The organism is Klebsiella sp. ZJOU C1 (assembly GCF_035620215.1).
GTDB classification, from domain to species: Bacteria; Pseudomonadota; Gammaproteobacteria; order Enterobacterales; family Enterobacteriaceae; genus Klebsiella; species Klebsiella variicola.
Window position 1 is genome coordinate 1,289,591 of record NZ_CP141644.1, and the last position, 19,787, is coordinate 1,309,377.

A 19,787-nucleotide genomic window follows, 5' to 3' on the forward strand; every position below is an offset into this window, starting at 1 on the left:
AACGCTAATTGCCGACGGCGCCGTCAGGGATGGCGAAACTGCAGGGTGGCGGGGAGGTAGCGCTGGAGCGGCTCCGGCGCCTGGCCGTCGATCAGCTGGCTGAGCAGATCGTAGCAGTGCCAGGCCAGCTGGCGATTATCCTGCTGCACGGTATCAATGCGCAGGGAAAGCGAATCATACAGGTAGTGATCGTCGAAGCTGGCGAGATGAATATTGGAGTCCAGCAGATGATGCTGGCTCATGTAGCGCAGGACCCCTTCGAGCAGTCCGCAGGCCGCGGTAAATAAGGCCTTCGGCGGACGTCCCAGCCGCGCGCAGAGCGCCGCGAACATCTCATACCCGGAGCTGGGGTGGTAGTTACCGTTGATCACCCACTCAGGGCGCAGCGTGACCCCCGCCTGAGCCAGGCCTTGCGTGAATCCCGCCAGCCGGTCGCGCGACGGCGACAGCCGCGGCTGGCCGCCGAGAAACCAGAATTCGTCCGCATGCTGAGGCGCAATGCGGGAGATCAGCTCGGCGGTTGGCGTCACCGAGTCGGTCATCACCAGCGGCAGGGCGCTGTCGCTGGGGGAGCGGTCAAAAAGCACCACCGGCAGCTGTTCGCTGAGCTTCAGGTAGTCGGCATCGCTGTGCATGCACGAGGCGACGATCAGCCCGTCGACCTGGCGGGCAATCATATTATTGACCACCACGCTCTCCTGGCCGGGGTTTTCGTCGGTGCAGGAGATAAGCAGCTGCACGCCAGCTTCCCGGCAGAGCGTCTCAAGCTCATGGGAGAAAACGGCAAACCCGTAGTTGGTGATCTCCGGTACCACCAGGCCAATGGTATGGCTGCGGTTATCGCGCAGCGAGCGCGCATGAATGCTGGGCTGATAGTGCTGCTCGCGGGCGATCGCCAGCACGCGCTCGCGCGTCTCCTGCGCCACGCGCAGCTCTTTGCCACGGCCGTTGAGCACCAGACTGGCGGTCGCTTTGGAGACGCCCGCCAGTTCGGCGATATCTTTGATAGTTACGCGTTTGGTTTTCATCACCACTCAGGAGCCTGAAAGCAAAACGCTTATACTACCATGCATGGCCGCAGCAGCCAGCGGCAGAATGCCACCGGCGTCGCACCGCTGAAGATTAACTGCCCCGGATAGCCCGGGAAGAAGCGGCTGCTCATCACCCCTTCGCCATCGTTGATGAAAATTTCCACGCTGGAGCGGTCGATAAAGATCCGCAGGCACCGCGCTTCGCCGCGCCAGTAGCGGTGATGCATCTCGGCGGTCTGCAGCCCGCGGCGCGACAGACGCAGGCCGTCGCGGTTGGCGGTGAGCTGCAGGGCGCCGGCAAAGTCCAGCCCCAGCGTACTGTTGGGGGCGATGTCAAAGACCAGCTCCATCGGGGCGAGGGGCAGGGTCTGCCCGCGCCAGCCCTGGGCTTCCTCGCGCAGAGCAGCCAGCTCGCGCAGCGGGCGCTGATACAGGGTGCCCGCCTGCCACTCCAGCTCGCGCACGCAGGTCATCTGGTGGATCCATCCCTGTGCGCGGGTGGGTTGATGCATCTCTTCCCCGTCCGGGACGCCCATCCAGCCGACCAGCAGACGGCGGCCATCCTCGGCCAGCATGGTCTGCGGCGCGTAGAACTCAAACCCGCTGTCCAGCTCGTGCAGCGGGCCGTGGTCGAAGGTGCCGCGCTCGGCGTCGAAGCGGCCTGCCATCCACACCGCAGGATAGGTATTGAGAAAGCGCTGCGCTTCACGGGCCAGCCCCTGCGGGCAGCAGATCAGCAGGTGGGTATCCGCCAGCGGAAAGAGATCCGGGCACTCCCACATATAGCCGCCGTTCGCCAGACCGTTAACGCCATGTCCGGCGATCTCGCCCACCAGGCGCCACTCCCGCAGATCGCTGGCGGTGAACAGCAGCACTTTACCGTGCTGTTGCAAATCCTGCGCGCCGAGGACCATGTACCAGCGCCCGTCCTGCTGCCACACCTTGGGGTCGCGTACATGGCCGGTGTAACCGTCAGGGAGCGGCAGCACCGGCCCCAGCTTGCGGAAGGTGCCATCGGCATTCTCTGTCGCCAGGCACTGCCAGGCGGTACGCCCGCCGTCGGGGAATTTCACGTTGCCGGTGTAGCACAGGGTCAGGGCGCCCTCGAACTCGACCGCGCTGCCGGAGTAGCAGCCGTTGCGGTCATACTCTTCGTCCGGCATCAGGGCGATAGGTTCATGCCGCCAGTGCAGCAGATCGGCTGAACTCCAGTGTCCCCAGCACTTATAGGTATGGTCACAGGCGAGCGGGTTCCACTGATAAAACAGGTGGTAACGCCCGGCGACCTGGCAAAAGCCGTTGGGATCGTTCAGCAGTCCGCTGACCGGCGCCAGATGCCATTGCGGATAATGGCTGTCGGCCAGCGCCTGCGGCTGGCCCTGCATAACGGCCTGCAGGATCGCAGGCAGGCGTGACGGTAATGACATTATTCAGCGTCCGTTTTGTATTTCAGCGTCAGAGAGAGCATGAAGGCCACGGCGAAGGCGATCGCCATTCCGATAATGTAGTTCAGCAGCGAGCTGGCCTGCACGATGGCCATCCCCGGGATCGCCGTCAGGCCCACCGCGGTCATATAGACGTGCATTGACACCACCCAGGCGCCGCCGGCGGCACCACCGACCAGCGCGGCGATGAACGGCTTCACAAAGCGCAGGTTAATCCCGAAGATTGCCGCTTCCGTGATCCCCAGCATCGCCGAAAACGCCGACGGCAGGGTGATGGCTTTGATTTTGGCATCTTTGGTTTTAAACCACACCGCAAAGCAGGCGCCGCCCTGAGCGACGTTGGCCATCGCCCAGATCGGCAACAGGAAGTTGACGCCAATCGATGGGTTGCCCAGCAGACCCGCCTCGATGGCATGGAAGCTGTGATGGATACCGGTAATGACGATCACCGAGTAGAGGCCGCCGAACAGCAGGCCCGCCAGCCAGCCGGCGTGGCTGATAAGCGTGCTGAGGATAAACGAAATACCGTCGCCGAGCGCGCGACCGGCCGGGCCGATCAGCAGCAGGGCGATAAAGCCGGAGATAATCACCGTCAGGAACGGGGTGAGGATCAGGTCCAGCGCGTCAGGGATAACGCGGCGCAGCCGTTTCTCGACCATGCTCATAAACCACACCGCCAGCAGCACCGGGAAGACGGTGCCCTGGTAGCCGATCATCGCCACTTCGATGCCGAAGAAATTCATGGTGTGGAAGCCGGCGGCGACGCCCCAGGCGTTGGTCAGCGCCGGGTGGGTGAGGATCCCGCCAAGGGTCGCGCCCAGATAAGGGTTACCGCCAAATTCGCGGGCGGCGGTAAAGCCGATCAGGATCGGCAGAATGATAAACGCTGCCGAGCTGCACATATCCAGCATGATATAGATAGCGTTGCTCGGGTCGACCCAACCGTAGGTTTTCACCATCCCCAACAGGCCCATCAGCAGGCCGGAGGCGACGATGGCGGGAATAATCGGTACGAAAATGTTGGACAGCAGGCGGGCGATGCGCTGGAACGGGTTCAGCTTTTTCGCGGCCAGGTCGGCGGCTTCGGATTTGCTTGATTCGCTGATGCCTGCGGCCTGGATAAAGGCGGCATAGACTTTATTGACCACCCCGGTGCCGAAGATGATCTGCATCTGTCCGGCATTGCGAAAGCAGCCTTTCACCCCGTCGATTTTGCCAATGGCCTGTTGGTCGGCGAGCGCGTCGTCGACCAGCACCAGCCGCAGGCGGGTGGCGCAGTGTGCGGCGCTGGCGATATTTTCCTTGCCGCCCAGCAGGGGAAGCAGTGAGCGGGAAATCTGATCAAAATCCATAGTACCCTCTAAATGCATGATGATATGGCGTGGGCGGCGCCAGCCGTGGCAGGCACCGCGAACCTTATATTTATGTGTTACTTACCCTGTCGTCCGGGTTACCGTCAGAACCAGGTCTCCATTTGCATACCGAACGACCATTCGCCGCCCGATTTGAACCCGTTGCTGCCTAATGCATCATCGTTGGCGTAGTTATCCAGTTTTTTGCTCCAGTCCATCCACGATGTATAGAAGCGGATCTCCGGACGCGAGAAGAAGTCGCCGATGCTGCCCACCTTGAAGGTTGGGGCGAAGGTCAGCTTGTAGAAGCTGCCGTTCACCGCGTGGCGATCGTTGTAGCCTTCAGGCTGCAGATCCATGTACTGATAGCTGCCCTCCCAGGCTAGGGCGAAATTCTGCGTCACTTCCTGAATCAGACGCAGGTTGAGAGTGGCCCACTGATAGCTGTCGCCATCGACATAACGATCTTTACTGCTCTGCGCCAGCACGGCCGGGGCAATAAACCAGCGATCGCTCAGCGGCGTCGTGCCGTAGCTGGCGAAGCGCCAGGTATTGGCCCCCGGGCGCAGCGCACCGTCGGAGCCGATGCCTTTAACCTCGGCGCCCAGCCCGTGGCCGTACAGCAGGGCCGTTTTGCTGGTCCCGTCGCGCAGGCCATAGAAGCTCTCATTGTGCAGGCCCAGCAGAGCATGGACCCCGGTGTTAGCGGCATCGCCTTTCACCAGATTGCCGTTCGTGTCCTGGCGTTCGTCATTATCTTTCGCCCGCATCCCGCTGACCATCATCTGCACCGGGCCGGCAAAGTTATTCATGCTGACGATATAGTTCTGCACGCTGTTACTGCTGTCAGCGATATCGCCAAAGTTGCGGCCGTATAACGAGAAGTTGCTGCGCAGGCTGTCGTTCCATTTCACGTCGTAGATCCCGCCGCCGGTCCCGGCGAGGAACACCACATCCGAGTCAATCCAGTGGATGTCGAAGTTGTCACGGTCAAAGCGTTTCCCGGCCCACAGGGTTGCGCCTTTGAACGGGCCTTCGAAGGTGGGCAGGTTGCCCAGCTCGACAAACGCCTGGCGCACGTTCAGGTCGCTGCTGCTTGCCGTCCAGTCGTTATAGGTGGTTTGCCCGTCGGCCACCATCACTTTGAAACGGGTGGTCGCCCCGTTGTCCAGCGTCTGTTTATGTTCGAGGTTCATTTCCACATAGGTGTCGGCCTGGTTGCCCAGACGACCAATGGCGCCACCGGTCTCCCCGGCGGGGGTCATATAAGCGCCGGATTTGGTGCTGGCGGCCGAGTCGTTCATGATCACGCCGGAACGGGCATAGCCGTGGAACTCAAAGCCGCCAGGCCGTTCGGCTTTTTCTTCCAGCTGAGTGGTGCGCTTGGCCACCTGCTGGGTGGTGACCTGGGTTTGCTGCTGCTGCTGGGTTAACTGCTGAACTTTCTGCTCCGCCGAGGCGGCACGGCTTTCGGCAGTGCTGGCGCGGGTTTCGGCGTCCTGCAGGCGTTTTTCCAGGGCGGCGAGACGCGCTTCAATGCTGTTCAGGTCTGTCTGCCCATGGGCGGCGGCGGTGCCGGTTAGCAAAGCAATAAGAATGGCTAACTTCCGTTTTTTATACATGCTGTTGACATCCAAAGGTGAAAATCAGTGAGTGTGCTAACTTTTGCTAAACCGGTTTAGTTAATATGGTAAACATGTCAGTAACGCGGTGAAAATAAAAATTGCTAAACCGGTTTAAGAATTGTGATGTCGCCAGCAAAGTGGGCCGTTAGCCGGCCCAACGGGATCACAGCGAGCGCTGAAGATCGTCCCTGTAGGGCAGGGCGGTCATGGCGCCTTTGGCGGTGGTGGCCAGCGCGCCGCAGGTTTGCGCCAGCGTAAGGTCGGGAGCCAGCGCGGCGAGGTTGTCAGGGATACCGTGAGCGGCGAGGCCGGCGAGCAGCCCGGCGACAAAGGCATCGCCGGCGCCAGTGGTATCAACGGCCACCACCGGGCGAGCGGGGAAGTGGCTAACCTGCCCGCGCAGGGCGGCCTGGACCCCCGCTTTGCCCTGGGTCACCAGCAGCAGCGTCGGCTGGAAGCGGGCGTTCAGCCGGGCGATGCCGCTGACGATGTCGTCGCTGCCGCTGACAAAGGCCAGCTCCTCTTCCGAGAGTTTTATGGCGTCGGCGAGGGCCAGCGCCCGGTCGAGACAGTCACGCAGGTCCTGCGGATCCTGCCACAGGTCGCTGCGGATATTGGGGTCGAAGCTGACATAGCCCCCGGCGCGTTTTATCGCCTCCATTGCCGCGAATGCCGTGCTGCGGCTCGGCTCGGCGCTGAGAGCGATGGAGCAGACGTGCAGCCACTGGCCGGCGGCAAACGGCGGGAGATCCTCGGGCTGAAGGAACAGGTCGGCGCTCGGACGGACCATAAAGGTAAAGGTGCGCTCCCCGTGCTGATCGAGATCGACCACCACCGTGGAGGTGCGCTGCGCCGCATCGAGGCGCATGTAATTCACATCGACCTGCTCCTGCGCCAGGGTGTGACGCATAAAGCGGCCGAAGGGATCGTCGCCGACGCGGCCAATAAACCCGCTGTCGCCGCCGAGCCGCGCCACGCCGACCGCGACGTTGGCCGGTGCGCCGCCGGGGCATTGCAGCAGGCGGCCCTCGCCATCGGGCAGGAGATCAACGACCGCATCGCCGAGTACCCAGATTTTTCCATTCATTCGACAAATTCCTCTTAGCTAAACTATGTTAAACCGGTTTGGCTAATTAAAGCATAGCCCACCGGTAAGCGGAACGATCGGGTCACGAAACAGGGAGGCGAGGGTAAAAAATGTGAGCCAGGCGGAATATTTCGCCACTCCAGATCTGGACTTTTCCTTCCCCACCCGCTTAGGTATAGTTCAACAGGTCGCGGTTAGCCCCGCCGCGGTGGCCAAAGGTAAAGGAGTGCGCAGCGCGATGAACCCCAGTTTTGGCGATATTTACGATCGGTACCAGAAGCTGACGCTGACCACGCATCTGCCGGCGGTGATCGCCTGCAGTGAAACGCTGAGTTTGGGCAAAGACCAGGGCTTTATTCCGCAGCCGGGCTATCTCTACTTTCTGCTGCAGGGGCAAATGACGTTGGCCTTTGGCGATGAGCAGAACCTGGTCGGGATTGTTATCGCGCATATGCCGTTAGGATTACTGGAACATTATTGTCCGTCGGTCGCGCTCTATTATCGGTGTCTGGGCGAGTGCCAGCTGGCGAAAATAACCGCCAGCGATTTTGAGCGAATATTCTTTCATTCGTCGCCGGGCTATATGCAAGAGCTGACCACGATCCTGGCCTATATGGGCATATTTGCCCTTGATGCCCACTATGAACGTGGCAGCCAGACCAGTTTTCAGACCATTAAATCGATGCTGTCGCGCTATCTATATCGCAGCGAAATCGATGGTGGTCAGCATGAGAGCCTGTCGGCATTTATTATTAAACGAACCAATCTCTCGCGCAGCTATGTGTACCAGGTGCTGGCCGCGCTGCGCGAGGGGGGATATATCACGGTGAAAAAAGGCAAGCTGATCTCCATCGACCGTCATATTCCTGAGAAATTCTGAACCCGATTCGGCAGATTCACGCCATCACGTTGCTATCACCGCCAGGGAAAGCGCTAAGCGCGCTTTTTCCCCGGCCCCGTTACGTCTGAATCTGGCTGTTTTATTAAGTTAACCTTTCACTCTGGAGTTATTTTATGACCCTGGATTATGTTGCGCTGGCCATTCTGATCGCCGTGGCCTTAATACTGTTTTATGGCGTGATTGTTATTCACGATATTCCTTATGAAATTGCCAAAGAGCGGCGCCATCCTCATCAGGATGCGATTCATTATGCCGGCTGGGTCAGCTTATTTACCTTGCACGCGCTGTGGCCTTTGTTATGGATCTGGGCAACGCTGTGGCGCGAAGATCGCGGGTGGGGAATGCGCCACATTGCCGACGATCAGCAGGCGCTGCATCAGCGTCTGGAAACGGTGGTCCAGCAACTGGAACAGGTCCAGCGCGAGGTGGCTGCGCTGAAAGCGGAGGAGGCAAACTAATGGAAACGTTAATGTTACTGACCTACGCCGCGCTGTGCATCGTGGTGTTTAAAGTCTTCCGCATCCCGCTCAATAAGTGGACCGTACCGACGGCGGTGCTCGGCGGTATCGCCCTGATTGGCGCGGTGATCTTCGGGATGAACTACAACTTCCCGTATACCGACGTTGGTAACCAGGTGTTTCGTACCGTGCCGATTGTGTCGCAGGTGCGCGGCCGGGTGCAGAGCGTACCGGTGAAGCCTAACCAGATGCTGCATAAGGGCGATGTGCTGTTTACCCTCGACCCGACGCCGTTCCAGGCAAAAGTAGACGATCTGCAGGCGCAGATAAAAGCGGCCAGTCAGGATGCGCTCTCCTTAAACGCGGCGTTAAGCCAGGCGCAGGCCGAGCTGAGCAGAGCGGTGGCCCAGCGCGACCAGTCGCGGCGGGAATATGCCCGCTATCGGGAGGGTCATGCCCAGGGCGCCTTCTCCGATCAAATGGTTGATACCCGTCTGCAGACGTGGAAGGCCGATGAAGCCAGCGTCAGCGCGGCTCAGGCAAAGGTGGTGCAGGCGCGCAACGCGCTGGACTCGGTGGTGAAGGGCAAAAATACCACCGTGGCCTCCCTGCTGGCGCAGCTGCAAAAGGCGCAGTTTCAGCTGGAGAACACCGTCGTCCGTGCCCCGGAGGATGGCTATGTCAGTACCGTCGGCTTACGGCCGGGCACCATGTCCACTGCCCTGGGGATGATCCCGCTGATGACCTTTGTGCCGGTGGAGGGCGCCGCCTCGCGGGAGTACGTCGCGGCATTTCGCCAGAACGCCCTGCAGCGTCTGCACAAAGGCGAGCCCGCGGAGCTGATGTTTCCGGCCATCCCGGGTACCGTCTTTCGCGGAGAAGTGGCCGACGTGCTGCCGGCGATTGGCGAGAGTCAGTTTCAGGGGCAGGGCAAATTGCTGACCACAGACGCGCTCAATACCCATGGCCGGGCGCTGGTGGTGCTGAAGGTGACCGATCCGCGATTTGCCGAATACGCTCTGCCGCAGGGGGCCACCCTTGAGGCGGCGGTCTACTCGGATCACCTGAAAGAGCTGTCGCTGATCAGGAAGATCCTGATCCGCATGAAAAGCTGGGAAAACTACCTCTATCTCGATCACTAAGCCGGCGGGCGCAGGGCGGACGTGCCGCCCCGCGCCGCAGTCAGGCCTCGCTGTCCACCAGGCCGTCAATAATGACCTGCCGCACCCCCTGCGAACAGGGTTCAATACGCCCGCGCACCCCATAGACGGCCGCCAGGGTCTCGGGGGTGATGACCGCGGCCGGGGTGCCGTCGCCGAGCAACTGGCCCGCCTTGAGCATCAGCACGTGGTCGGCATGACGCAGGGCAATATTGATATCGTGCACCACCACCAGGGTTACGATGTTGCGCCGTCGGGTCTCCCGGCGTACCAGATCCATCACGTGAAACTGGTAGTTGAGGTCAAGGGCGCTGAGCGGTTCGTCGAGCAGCAGCAGGCGCGGCTGGCGGATCAGCGACTGAGCGAGACCCACCAGCTGCTTTTGCCCGCCGGAGAGCTGATCGAGGTAGCTCATCGCCAGATGGGCAATCCCCAGCTGCCGCAGCAGCGCCATCACCTCCTCCTGGTGCTGCGGACTGTGGCGTCCTCCGGCGGCGCGCTGGGCAACGATAATCGACTCCAGCACATGCAGATGCACGCCGGCGGGCAGCGTCTGCGGAAGATAGACCACCTGCTCTGCGCGACGTGAGAACGGCTGCGTCAGCAGATTTTCCCCCTCCAGCAGCAGCTCGCCGCGGCAGGGTCCCAGACCCGCCATCGCCCGCATTAACGTTGATTTACCGCTGCCGTTTGGCCCCAGCAGCGCGGTGATTTTCCCTCGCGGCAGATGGGGAACCGTCAGGTTCTCGATCACCTTGCGTCTGGGGTAGCCGGCGCTGAAGTGAGACAGCGACAGCCCGGATAACGTCTGGTCGCTCATACCTGCCCCCGATGACGTAAAATAATGCTCAAAAAGAACGGGACCCCGACCAGGGAAGTGACGATCCCCACCGGAATAATGGCCCCCGGGATCAGGTTCTTCGAGGCGATGGAGGCCAGGGAGAGCACCAGAGCGCCGATCAGCGCGCTGGCGGGCAGATAAAAGCGATGGTCTTCGCCGAAGAGCATCCGCGCAATATGCGGCGCCACCAGGCCGATAAAGCCGATTGGCCCGACAAAGGCCACCGAAAGCGCAGACAGTATGCTGATCCGCAGCAGCGTGGTCAGGCGCAGGCGGCGAACGTTAATGCCAAAGCTGATGGCCCGGTCCTCGCCCAGCCGCAGGGCGGTCAGCTTCCACGCGCTGCGCAGCGACAGGGGCATCACCAGCGCCAGGGCGACCAGCAGGATGGCGACTTTGCTCCAGGAGGCGCGGTCGATGCTGCCCATGGTCCAGAACACCAGCCCCTGCAGCGTGTCTTCGTTGGCGATGAACTGCAGCATCGAGACCAGGGCGTTAAAGGTAAAGACCAGCGCGATGCCGAACAGGATGACCCCGGAGGTGGCCACCTGGGTCCAGCGGGTGATGCCGTCCAGCAGCAGGGCCGCCAGCAGGGCGAAGATAAAGGCGTTGGCCGAGATAAACCACTGGCCGGGAATACCGGGCAGGCCAATACCCAGCACAATCGCCAGCGCGGCGCCAAACGCCGCAGCCGAGGAGACGCCAAGGGTAAACGGACTGGCCAGAGGGTTATTGAGGATGGTCTGCATTTCGGCGCCGGCCAGTCCCAGCGCCAGGCCGACGATAATCGCCATCACCGCATAGGGCAGACGGATATCCCAGACGATGGCGCGCGTGCCCGGTTCGGCGCTGGCCGGATCGGTTAACGTCTGCCACAGGCTCTGCAGCGGCAGACCGGAGGGGCCGAGCATAAAATCGAGCAGCAGCGACGCGACAATCAACAGCGCCAGCAGGAGCATCAGCAGCAGACGGCGACGCACGATACGGCGATAGTCATCTATCACGCCAGAGGTCCCGGCGGGCAGCCCGTCGAGCACGGAGTCGGAGGTTAAACGCATGCCGGATTACTCGCTCTGCTGCCAGGAGAAGACGAACGGCTGGTCCGGCAGGTCGGTGAAATGGCGCACGATATAATGGTAAGTCTCATCCGGGTTGAGATCGCCGAAGGCCTGCGGGTAGATATCTTTCGCCAGGTATTCCATGCCGACAATATTCCACGGGTGGTTATAGAAGTGGTGATAGACGCCATAGGCCCGCTTTTCCTGTACCGCCGGGATCTGGCTGACCCCAGGTCGCGCCAGCAGGATCTGCGCCTGGGCCTTCACCGCCTCCGGCTTAACCTCATAACCCAGGGGCAGCACCTGGCTGTTGCCGCGCTTCGAGCCGGTCATGATCCAGGCGTCGGGCTTCATGCTGATGATTTTCTCCAGCGAGACGAACCCGGAGGCGCCCGGCAGCAGCTGCGAACCGATATTGTTCGCCCCGACCGCCTCCACCAGCCCGCCCCAGCCGCTGTGGCCGTGGGTAAAGCAGCAGGCGTCGCTGTTGCCGGCCAGCGCTTCCACGAAGACGTTGGCCTTCGGCGTGATGGCCGCGGTTTTCTGGCGAATCGTCTGCAGCTGCTGACGATAGTAATCGGTAAAGGCTTTGGCCTGGCTCTCGCGGTTAAGGACTTTGCCCAGCAGGTCGATGCTGGGGGCGGTATCTTTCGCCGGGTCTATCTCATAGTCGACAAACAGCACCGGAACGTGCAGGGCGCTGAGCTTGTCGATGACGCCGCTCTCCATCAGCGCTGGCCTGGCGCGCAGCTGGGCGATCATCAGATCCGGCTGACGGGCGATGACGCTTTCAAGATCGACGTTCCCTTTGTCGCTGAAGCCCATGTCAAGGATCGTGGCCGACTGCGGCCACGTCGTTTTCAGCATCTGCCAGGTGGCAACATCCTGCTTTTTCGCCAGATTATTCCATGCCACCAGCCGTTTAAACGGATTGTCCCGGTCCAGCAGGGCGAGGGTCATAATGTCGCGGCCATCCTGCAAAATAATACGCTGCGGCTCTTTGGCCAGGGTGACCTGCCGGCCGTCGAGGTCAGTGACCGTCAGGGGATATTGGGTTGCATAGCTGAAGAGGGGCGTCGCGATCAGCGCAGTAAGTAACAGCGATCTTACTGATTTTCTTGCCATAAAAGGAGTTCCGTTTGCCAATTTATAAATATAATGATTCTGAGAATTATTCTCGAACAAACATCAACGGCAAGTATATCAAGGACAAATTTCATAAAATGTAACAAACATGTTGGAAATTATGCCAACGCCGACAGGGCGCGCACGGCGGCAGCATTTTCTGCCATGGCTGGACATCGAAGACGTTTTTCAGGCTAATTCCTAATGTCATCCCCGGTTCGTTGTGCCATCCTGAATGCGACTCATAACACGACACGTGAGAGAGGATATTATGAAAAAAGCAATGATTGCGTTATCGGCTATTCTGGTTGCAGCTCCGGTTTTTGCTGCGACAACACATGCAACAGATGATACCGTCGCGGCGGCGAATGCCAATGCCAACACCGCCAAAGAGAAGCTGCACCAGGCCCAGCATGAGGGCGAAGAGCAGCAGCTGAAGGCGAAACATGCTGCCGAAGGCAAGCAGGACAGCGTTGGCAGCCAGGTGAGCGAAGGCGCGCAGAAAACCTGGAACAAGACCAAAGAAGGCACCGAGAAGGGGTGGGATAAGACCAAAGAGGTCAGTGAAAAAGGCTGGAATGCCACCAAATCCGGTGCGGAAAAGGGCTGGGATAAAACCAAAACCGGCGCCGAAGAGTTAAAAAATAAAGTGACTGAATAAGTCCTTTTACCTGTCTGAATCAAGGTCGCGAAAGCGGCCTTTTTTATTGCCCCGCCATCAGCACAACCTCTTCCCGACAGCCGATGCCAGGAATCGTCCTGGTTAACCAGTTACTCACTCTTTCTTCACATTTGCCCGGTACAAAGGAGCTGAATCAGGAGGTGTACCATGAAAAAGATGATTTCTCTGGCAGTAATTTTATCGTGTGTGCTGAGCGTCCCGGCCTTTGCCGATGGCCCGAACGACGGCCATCGCCCGGGGCAGCCAACGGTGTGGCAGAACGGTCCGGACCATGATGGGCATGCGCCGCAGGGCGGACCTGACGCGCATCATCAGGGCGACCATGACCAGCGTGGCCCGGATCGCGACGGTCATGGCAAACGCGATCAGGCACGTCATGAGCAGGACCATTTCGCCTGGCGCGGGAACGATTTCCGCAAAGGACACCCGGCTCCGGCGCCGTTCCGTGGCGATGAATATCGCGTCCGCGACTGGAGCGACCGCGGCCTGCCGCCCCCGCCGGAAGGCCATCACTGGTCCTATATCGACGGTAACTATGTGCTGATCGCTGCGGCGACCGGGATCATCACCTCGATTCTGGTGAGCGGCGCCCTCGGCCACTAAATGCGCTGCTCCGCGACGCCGGGTCAGGGAAAGCCTGATCCGGCGATGGCGCACTCACGGAAAGCTACGGGTTCAGCGCAGCATCCGGCCAGTATTTATAACCATTGATCATTGCCTGGGCGGCCAGCCCTTTTTCGGTCAGGTCGTAGACGTTGACCTTCGAGGGCAGGGAGGCGGTATCTGACGCCACGCCGCTGGTGGAGGCGGCGATCGGCGCGATGCCTTTGTCATCATATTTTGCGGCGGCATTCGCATCGGCGCCAACCATGTATCCCTGGCGAATAAAGGTCTCCAGGGCCGCTTTATCATGGAAAACCAGCACCGTGCGCTGCTGCTTAATCCCCATCCCCAGGCCGGCGCCGCCCTGGGCCATTTTCATATAGGTATCCTTCCCGGTGGCCTTATTCCGCACCACGCCGTAACCGCTGCCAAACCCGAACAGCAGGATCTTGCTGCTGTTATTGGCAAACACCGCATACCCCTTCGCATGCTGAATATCACTGCGGGCCTCAGGCTGCAGGGCGTAAAGCTTGTTGAGGGTTTCGCTGCGCATCTTCTGGATGCTGGCCCGCTGCTGGCTGGCGGTATCGCTCTGCGCGCTGCAGCCCGCTAGCATGACGATGGCGGCGAGGGAAAGCGTCTGTAATTTCATACACGTTTATTTTATTTAAATCTGAATATGGTCGGGAATGGTAGGTTAAATAACGGTAAATCCTCCATAAAATAAACGTTTATTTTTAAATTTCACTATTTTGATTATTTATTACTCTGTAATGTGCGGATTATTAAATAAGATGAGTTCATTCCAGGTATTAGAAATGCTGCTTGCATAAAGTTTCCACCACGTTACCGTGTTAAGTCCTTAATTTATTTCCCGGAGAACGGCATGAGTGATTATGTAATCCCCGAAATTAAAGCGACGGAAGATGAAATGATTTCTATCCGTCATTATTTACATGCCAATCCGGAATTAAGTCTGGAAGAGTTTAATACCAGTGAGCTGGTGGCTGGCAAACTGGCGGAGTGGGGCTATCAGGTCACCCGCGGCCTCGGTAAAACCGGCGTCGTCGGCAGCCTGAGCAAGGGCGACTCGCCGCGTACTATTGGCCTGCGCGCCGATATGGACGCGCTGCCGATCCATGAAACTACTGATTTGCCCTGGGCCAGTACGGTACCCGGAAAAATGCACGCCTGCGGCCATGACGGCCATACCACCATTCTGCTGGCGGCGGCGAAATACATCGCCTCGCCGGCCTGCCAGTTTAACGGCACGGTGCATCTGATTTTTCAGCCGGCGGAAGAGGCTATCGGCGGCGCCGATTTAATGATTAAAGACGGGCTGTTCGAGCAATTCCCCTGCGAACGCATCTTTGGCTTGCACAACATGCCGGGGCTACCGGTGGGCAAGCTGGGCTTCTACGCCGGCAACTTTATGGCCTCGGCGGACACCGTCAAAATTACGATTACCGGCTACGGCGGCCACGGCGCCCATCCGGAGCGAACCGTCGACCCGGTCGTCGCCGGTGCGGCGCTGGTGATGGCCCTGCAGAGCATCGTGGCGCGCAACGTGCCGCCGGGGGAAACGGCAGTGGTCAGCGTCGGCACCTTCCAGGCCGGTATCGCCTCCAACGTCATTCCGGAGAGCGTGGTGATGGAGCTGAGCGTGCGGGCGATGAAGCCGGACATTCGCGATCTGCTGATCAAGCGTATTCACGAGCTCGCTGACTTTACCGCCAAAAGCTATGGCGCCAGCAGCGTAGTGGAGGTGTACGACTCCTACCCGGTATTAACCAACAGCCCTGAAGAGACCGATTTCGCCCGGGCGCTGGCGCTGGAAGTGTTTGGCCGCGAAGGGGTACTGGAGTCGGTCTCACCGATGAACGCCAGCGAGGATTTCGCTTTTATGCTGCGCGAACGCCCAGGGAGCTACTTCCTGCTCGGCAACGGTGAGAAAGGGGAGAAGGGCGGTTGCATGGTGCACAACCCCGGCTACGACTTTAACGATGACATTATCACCACCGGCGCGACGCTGTTCGCCCGCCTGGTGGAAAAGCACTGTCGCTAATCTCTGGAGAAGAACGCGAATGAAAAAATCACTGTTGCTATGGCTGGCATTAATGGCGTCGACGTCGGCGCTGGCCGAAGGGGGAAAGGAGATCCGCTTCGGCGTCGACCCGACTTTCGCGCCGTTTGAATGGAAAGATCCGCAGGGCAAGCTGGCGGGGTTTGATATCGATTTAGGCAACGCCATTTGCCAGCAGCTGCAGGCGAAATGCGTGTGGGTGGAAAGCAATTTCGACGGCATTATCCCGGCGCTGAAGGCGCGTAAATTCGACGCGATCCTTTCCGGGATGTACATGACCGAGAAGCGCAAAGCGCAGATTGCCTTTAGCGACAAGCTATATAACGGGCCGGTGTTCCTCGTGGCGCGTAAAAATACCCTGCAGGGCAATACGCCGGAACAGCTGAAGGGCAAAACCATCGGCGTGGAGCAGGGCTCGGCGCAGGAGACTTATGTTAACCAGCACTGGCGGCCGCAGGGGATTAACATTGTGGCCTACCAGGGGGCCGATAGCGTGGTGCGTGACCTGGAGTCCGGGCGCATCGACGGCGCAGTGCTCTCCGGGATGATGGCCGACTACAGCTTCCTGCAGCAGCCGCAGGGTAAGGAATTCGCCTTTGTCGGCGGCCATCTGCAGGACGATACGCTGTTTGGCGCCGGGGCGGCGATCGGCTTGCGTAAAGACGATGAGGCACTGCGTCAGGAAATTAACGGTGCCATTGCGAAGATTCTTGCCGACGGCACCTATAAAAAATTAGCCGGCAAATATTTTAGCTTTGATGTTTATTCCGGGACATAATGTCTGAGTGTACCTGCGGGCGTGGAGCGCCCGCCGTAAGATTCCTTTTCTGATTATCCAATCACCTCCTCTCCTGACCCCTGCGGTTACCTGAGGGAAGCAGAATATAAGCTAAGGAGTACTCGGCATGATGACACGTCCATTGGGTAAAACCGGATTTTCCATCGCCCCATTAGTCTTTGGCGGCAACGTCTTTGGCTGGACCATCGATGAAAAAACCAGTTTTGCTCTTCTTGATGCTTTTGTTGACCACGGTTTTGACGCTATCGATACGGCGGATGTTTATTCCCGCTGGGCGGAAGGCAACCAGGGCGGCGAATCCGAAACCATCATCGGTCGTTGGCTGCAGGCGCGCCCCGGCATGCGCGATAAGGTCAAAATCTTCACCAAAGTCGGCTCCGATTTAGGCCTACCCGGCCATAAAGGGCTCAGCAAAGCCTGGATCCAACAGGCGGTAGATGACTCCCTGCGCCGCCTTAATACCGACTACATTGATCTCTACTTCTCCCACTGGCCGGATCCGCAAACCCCGGTGGAGGAAACGCTGGAGGCTTTCCACAGCCTGCAGCAGGCCGGAAAAATCCGCGCCATGGGGGCCTCTAACCTGGATGCGATGCAGCTGGCGGGGGCGCTGGAGGTAGCGCGTAAAGGCGGCTTGCCTGCCTGGCAGGTGCTGCAGCCGGAATATAACCTCTACCACCGCTCCGCGTTTGAAGGCGCGCTGTGCGATCTCTGCGTCAGCCGCGATATCGGGGTGGTGACCTACTACAGCCTAGCCTCCGGGTTCTTAACCGGTAAGTACCGCCAGCCATCGGATCTGGCCCAGAGCCAGCGCGGAGGGGGGATTGGTAAGTACCTGAATCCGCGCGGGATGCGGATTATCGATACCCTGGTGGCGGTCGCGGACGAGCAGGGGGCGAAGCCGGCTGAGGTGGCCCTGGCGTGGCTGATCGGCCGCGAAGGCGTGACCGCGCCGATCGCCAGCGCCACCAGCGTGGCTCAGGTGGAGAGTTTTGCCCGCGCGGCGGCGCTGAGCCTGAGCGCGGAGCAAGTGGCGCGACTGGACAGCGCCAGCGCCTGAGTCACTCCCTCTCTCCGGCGGGGAGAGGGAGAAGGGCTATACATGACGCGGACCGTAGGCCGGGTTAGGCGCCAGCCGCCACCCGGCATAAAGCGGCTCCGTAGCTGATGCCATCGCCCGGTGGCGCTGCGCTTACCGGGCCTACGATGTGTCAGTCTGTGAGAGGGACCCGTAGGCCGGGTCAGGCGCAGCCGCCACCCGGCGAAATGACGGCGCAACCGGAAATGCCCCTGCTCGCGCTGCGCTTAGCAGGGCTACCACTCCTGTGCTATTTCCGGGCTGATTGCGCTCCCGATATTTTTTCTGCGTTATGTCACTCATGGCACAGGGAGCGCACAGGGGGCGGCCAGTCGCCGCCGCCCCCTGTACCCCCGGGCTCCGGCCAGCAAAATCGCCACTGCGTGGTACCTTCGACTTTTCCCTGCAGGCTTCGGGTCGGGCCGAGGCAGCGTCCGTGCAAAACACGGCCCTCAGCCCGCATCCATGCGGGCTGCCCCGGCCTTCCGGGAACGTCTCAGCGATTTTGAGGCCGTCAGCACCGGCAGTTTCAGTCGCACAAGTGGGTAAATTAATGACTGGCTGCTCGGACCGTAGGCCGGGTCAGGCGCAGCCGCCACCCGGCGAAATGACGGGTGTGGTGCCTGAAAGCGTGCCCGGCGGCGCCCCTTTATTCCTGATGGCGGGTGACGTTGAGGATCTTCGCGCTGGCGCCGACCGGGAAATTGCTGAGGGCGCCGAAATCGCTGCCCTGATAGCCCATGATCTTGCCGTCGGTGCGCATCTGCTGCAGATCGATCAGGATCACCCCCAGCGTGGGAATGATTTTCTCCCGCCAGACGAACAGATAGAGATCCTCAGCCACCTGCACATAGTGGCAGCGATCGACATCCGCCAGCCCCTTTTCCACACCGTCCAGACACTGCCAGGTGTAAAAATTGTCGTTGAGATAGATGTGCTCATAGCGCTCGGTCGGGCTGTAGGTGTACTGATTGCGCATGCCAATAAGCGCATCGGTAAAGTCCGGCAGCGGCCCCGACTGCTCATCCAGGCGGGCAAAAACAAACCGTGCCTCTACCGCGGTCAGCGGCAGGCCTTGCTCCACCCGGCTGAAGGCGTCCAGCCGCGCGGCGGCTTCGTCCGGCAGCTGGCCGTAGACCAGGGTGGCGTTGCGCTGTGTCAGGTTGCATACCGCGCTAATGCTGGCGTTATCCCGCTCCGGGTCAAGGAAGTCGATAAACAGAATGTCCGGGCGCAGGGCGGTTGCCCGCCAGGGCGCGCGCTTGCCGTTCCAGCTGAGCGTCTGGTCATCTTCGATAACCAACTGCTGCGGCTTACTGCCCGCGACATAAAAAGTAAAGGTTTCGCCGGCGGGCAGGCTGGTGGTGGCGAGTAAATTACCGTGTGGCGCAAAACCATCGGCCAGCGCGCCGACCTGGATAAATACGGCTTCTGAAGTCATAGGGGCTCCTGAACAGAGTAGGGCGTTAGGCAAACGCCAGAGTGGGAACATCGACGATACTGGCGCCGCCGTCGGCGACCAGCGTGGCGCCGCTGATGATGGCGGCCTGCGGCGAACAGAGAAACTGACAGGCCTCGGCTATCTCCTCGGGGCAGGCGGGGCGGCGCAGCGGAACATCGCGACAGACCCGCTGATAAGCCTCCGTCAGCGATAGCCCTTCTGCCTGCATCAGCGGGCGCATCTCTTCATCCGCCATCGGCGTCGTGACCCAGCCGGGACAGATGGCGTTGGCGCGTACCCCCTGTGGGCCGTAATCGCGGGCGACGGAACGCATCAGGCCAATTAAGGCGTGTTTGGCGGTGACGTAGCCGCAGGCCTGCGGCCCGGCGGCGAGTGAGGCGATGGAGGCGACAAACAGGACATTGCCTCGGCGGGCAATGAGCGAGGGCAGACAGGCGCGAACGCTGGCGAACGCGCTGGTGAGATTGCCGTCCAGCGCCTCGCGCCACTGGCTGTCGCTGGTCTCGGCGGCGGGGCTGTTGCCCATCCCGCCGGCGCTGCAGATGAGGACATCAATACCGCCAGCCTGGTCGAGGATCGCCGGCAGCAGCCGCTGACCCCAGACCTCGCCGTCGGCGGCATCGCCCACCAGCGCTGTCGCGCCGGTCTCATCGGCGACAGCCTGCAATGGCGCTTCGCGCCGTCCGGTAATAAACACCCGGTCGCCCGCGGCGCACATCAGCCGCGCGCAGGCGGCGCCAATTCCGGTTCCACCGCCGGTGATCACCACGACTCTCGCCATTCGCTCTCTCCTGTTATGGGGTCTTCGATTACCTTAAAAAGCGCGTCAGGTCCCGGCTATCGTCCGGAAGAACGATAGCCGTGGCGGTTAATGGATCTCTCTCACAGGGCGCCGTTCTCATTATTTCGGCAACAGCGGGTCAGGCGTCATCACATGATTACGCCGCGGCGAAAATTAATTGCATCCTGTTAAGGGTATAAGTGAAAAAAAACAGAA

General features: G+C 60.3%; 19 protein-coding genes. 8 read left to right on the forward strand and 11 right to left on the reverse strand.

Going from position 1 to position 19,787, the window contains the following annotated elements; genetic code table 11:
* Positions 1–23 precede the first annotated feature (23 nt).
* From SPE70_RS06095 to SPE70_RS06115, 5 genes are all read right to left on the reverse strand, one after another.
* Positions 24–1,034 (reverse strand): LacI family DNA-binding transcriptional regulator, encoded by a 1,011-nt coding sequence (locus SPE70_RS06095; protein ID WP_162494424.1) that lies wholly within the window; start codon positions 1,032–1,034, stop codon positions 24–26.
* A 23-nt stretch (positions 1,035–1,057) separates the two neighbouring features.
* Positions 1,058–2,458, reverse strand: coding sequence for a sucrose-6-phosphate hydrolase (locus SPE70_RS06100; RefSeq protein WP_063106186.1), 1,401 nt, complete (start codon positions 2,456–2,458; stop codon positions 1,058–1,060).
* Positions 2,458–3,828, reverse strand: coding sequence for a sucrose-specific PTS transporter subunit IIBC (locus tag SPE70_RS06105; RefSeq protein ID WP_008805497.1), 1,371 nt, complete (start codon positions 3,826–3,828; stop codon positions 2,458–2,460). Before SPE70_RS06105 ends, SPE70_RS06100 begins: the two co-directional genes overlap by 1 nt.
* Before the next feature lie 104 nt (positions 3,829–3,932).
* Positions 3,933–5,450 (reverse strand): carbohydrate porin, encoded by a 1,518-nt coding sequence (locus SPE70_RS06110; protein ID WP_012968775.1) that lies wholly within the window; start codon positions 5,448–5,450, stop codon positions 3,933–3,935.
* Between the two features lie 166 nt (positions 5,451–5,616).
* On the reverse strand, positions 5,617–6,540 hold the full coding sequence (locus SPE70_RS06115) for an aminoimidazole riboside kinase (protein ID WP_008805499.1): 924 nt from the start codon (positions 6,538–6,540) through the stop codon (positions 5,617–5,619).
* A gap of 238 nt (positions 6,541–6,778) precedes the next feature.
* Between SPE70_RS06115 and SPE70_RS06120 the strand changes: the two genes are divergently transcribed.
* The 3 genes from SPE70_RS06120 to SPE70_RS06130 all read left to right on the forward strand — a co-directional run bounded on the left by SPE70_RS06120 (position 6,779) and on the right by SPE70_RS06130 (position 9,041).
* Positions 6,779–7,420: a helix-turn-helix domain-containing protein gene (locus SPE70_RS06120; RefSeq protein ID WP_072199744.1), complete on the forward strand. Its 642-nt coding sequence runs from the start codon at positions 6,779–6,781 to the stop codon at positions 7,418–7,420.
* Between the two features lie 134 nt (positions 7,421–7,554).
* Positions 7,555–7,899 (forward strand): DUF3302 domain-containing protein, encoded by a 345-nt coding sequence (locus SPE70_RS06125; protein ID WP_008805501.1) that lies wholly within the window; start codon positions 7,555–7,557, stop codon positions 7,897–7,899.
* Positions 7,899–9,041 (forward strand): HlyD family secretion protein, encoded by a 1,143-nt coding sequence (locus tag SPE70_RS06130; protein WP_012542548.1) that lies wholly within the window; start codon positions 7,899–7,901, stop codon positions 9,039–9,041. Before SPE70_RS06125 ends, SPE70_RS06130 begins: the two co-directional genes overlap by 1 nt.
* A gap of 40 nt (positions 9,042–9,081) precedes the next feature.
* Here SPE70_RS06130 and SPE70_RS06135 read toward each other — a convergent pair whose 3' ends face one another.
* From SPE70_RS06135 to SPE70_RS06145, 3 genes are read right to left on the reverse strand one after another with little or no spacing between them, the layout of a single operon-like run.
* On the reverse strand, positions 9,082–9,879 hold the full coding sequence (locus SPE70_RS06135) for an ABC transporter ATP-binding protein (protein ID WP_021314466.1): 798 nt from the start codon (positions 9,877–9,879) through the stop codon (positions 9,082–9,084).
* Positions 9,876–10,904 carry a FecCD family ABC transporter permease gene (locus SPE70_RS06140; RefSeq protein ID WP_168443365.1) on the reverse strand — a complete coding sequence of 343 codons (1,029 nt, stop codon included), beginning with the start codon at positions 10,902–10,904 and terminating at the stop codon, positions 9,876–9,878. Before SPE70_RS06140 ends, SPE70_RS06135 begins: the two co-directional genes overlap by 4 nt.
* Before the next feature lie 60 nt (positions 10,905–10,964).
* On the reverse strand, positions 10,965–12,083 hold the full coding sequence (locus SPE70_RS06145; protein ID WP_008805505.1) for an ABC transporter substrate-binding protein: 1,119 nt from the start codon (positions 12,081–12,083) through the stop codon (positions 10,965–10,967).
* Between the two features lie 271 nt (positions 12,084–12,354).
* On the opposite strand from SPE70_RS06145, the gene SPE70_RS06150 reads away from it, so the two are divergent.
* Together SPE70_RS06150 and SPE70_RS06155 are read left to right on the forward strand one after the other, a co-directional pair.
* Complete coding sequence (locus SPE70_RS06150) at positions 12,355–12,744, forward strand: hypothetical protein (RefSeq protein ID WP_002892699.1); 390 nt, start codon at positions 12,355–12,357, stop codon at positions 12,742–12,744.
* A 168-nt stretch (positions 12,745–12,912) separates the two neighbouring features.
* Positions 12,913–13,368 carry an RcnB family protein gene (locus tag SPE70_RS06155; RefSeq protein WP_008805507.1) on the forward strand — a complete coding sequence of 152 codons (456 nt, stop codon included), beginning with the start codon at positions 12,913–12,915 and terminating at the stop codon, positions 13,366–13,368.
* 64 nt (positions 13,369–13,432) lie between these two features.
* Here the strand turns inward: SPE70_RS06155 and SPE70_RS06160 are convergent, their stop codons facing one another.
* The gene (locus SPE70_RS06160) at positions 13,433–14,020 is read right to left on the reverse strand and encodes a lipid-binding SYLF domain-containing protein (protein ID WP_064170488.1); all 588 of its coding nucleotides are present in this window, start codon (positions 14,018–14,020) and stop codon (positions 13,433–13,435) included.
* Positions 14,021–14,254: 234 nt separating this feature from the next.
* On the opposite strand from SPE70_RS06160, the gene SPE70_RS06165 reads away from it, so the two are divergent.
* The 3 genes from SPE70_RS06165 (at position 14,255) to SPE70_RS06175 (ending at position 17,310) form a co-directional block, all read left to right on the forward strand.
* The gene (locus SPE70_RS06165; RefSeq protein ID WP_063106183.1) at positions 14,255–15,433 is read left to right on the forward strand and encodes a M20 aminoacylase family protein; all 1,179 of its coding nucleotides are present in this window, start codon (positions 14,255–14,257) and stop codon (positions 15,431–15,433) included.
* Between the two features lie 19 nt (positions 15,434–15,452).
* The gene (locus SPE70_RS06170) at positions 15,453–16,229 is read left to right on the forward strand and encodes an ABC transporter substrate-binding protein (RefSeq protein WP_002892707.1); all 777 of its coding nucleotides are present in this window, start codon (positions 15,453–15,455) and stop codon (positions 16,227–16,229) included.
* 127 nt (positions 16,230–16,356) lie between these two features.
* Positions 16,357–17,310, forward strand: coding sequence for an aldo/keto reductase (locus tag SPE70_RS06175; protein ID WP_012968772.1), 954 nt, complete (start codon positions 16,357–16,359; stop codon positions 17,308–17,310).
* 667 nt (positions 17,311–17,977) lie between these two features.
* Here SPE70_RS06175 and SPE70_RS06180 read toward each other — a convergent pair.
* Both SPE70_RS06180 and SPE70_RS06185 read right to left on the reverse strand, forming a co-directional pair.
* On the reverse strand, positions 17,978–18,769 hold the full coding sequence (locus tag SPE70_RS06180; RefSeq protein WP_023322181.1) for a MoaF C-terminal domain-containing protein: 792 nt from the start codon (positions 18,767–18,769) through the stop codon (positions 17,978–17,980).
* A 25-nt stretch (positions 18,770–18,794) separates the two neighbouring features.
* Entirely contained in the window at positions 18,795–19,571 is a 777-nt protein-coding gene (locus SPE70_RS06185; protein WP_324726515.1) for an SDR family NAD(P)-dependent oxidoreductase, read from the reverse strand.
* Positions 19,572–19,787: the final 216 nt, after the last annotated feature.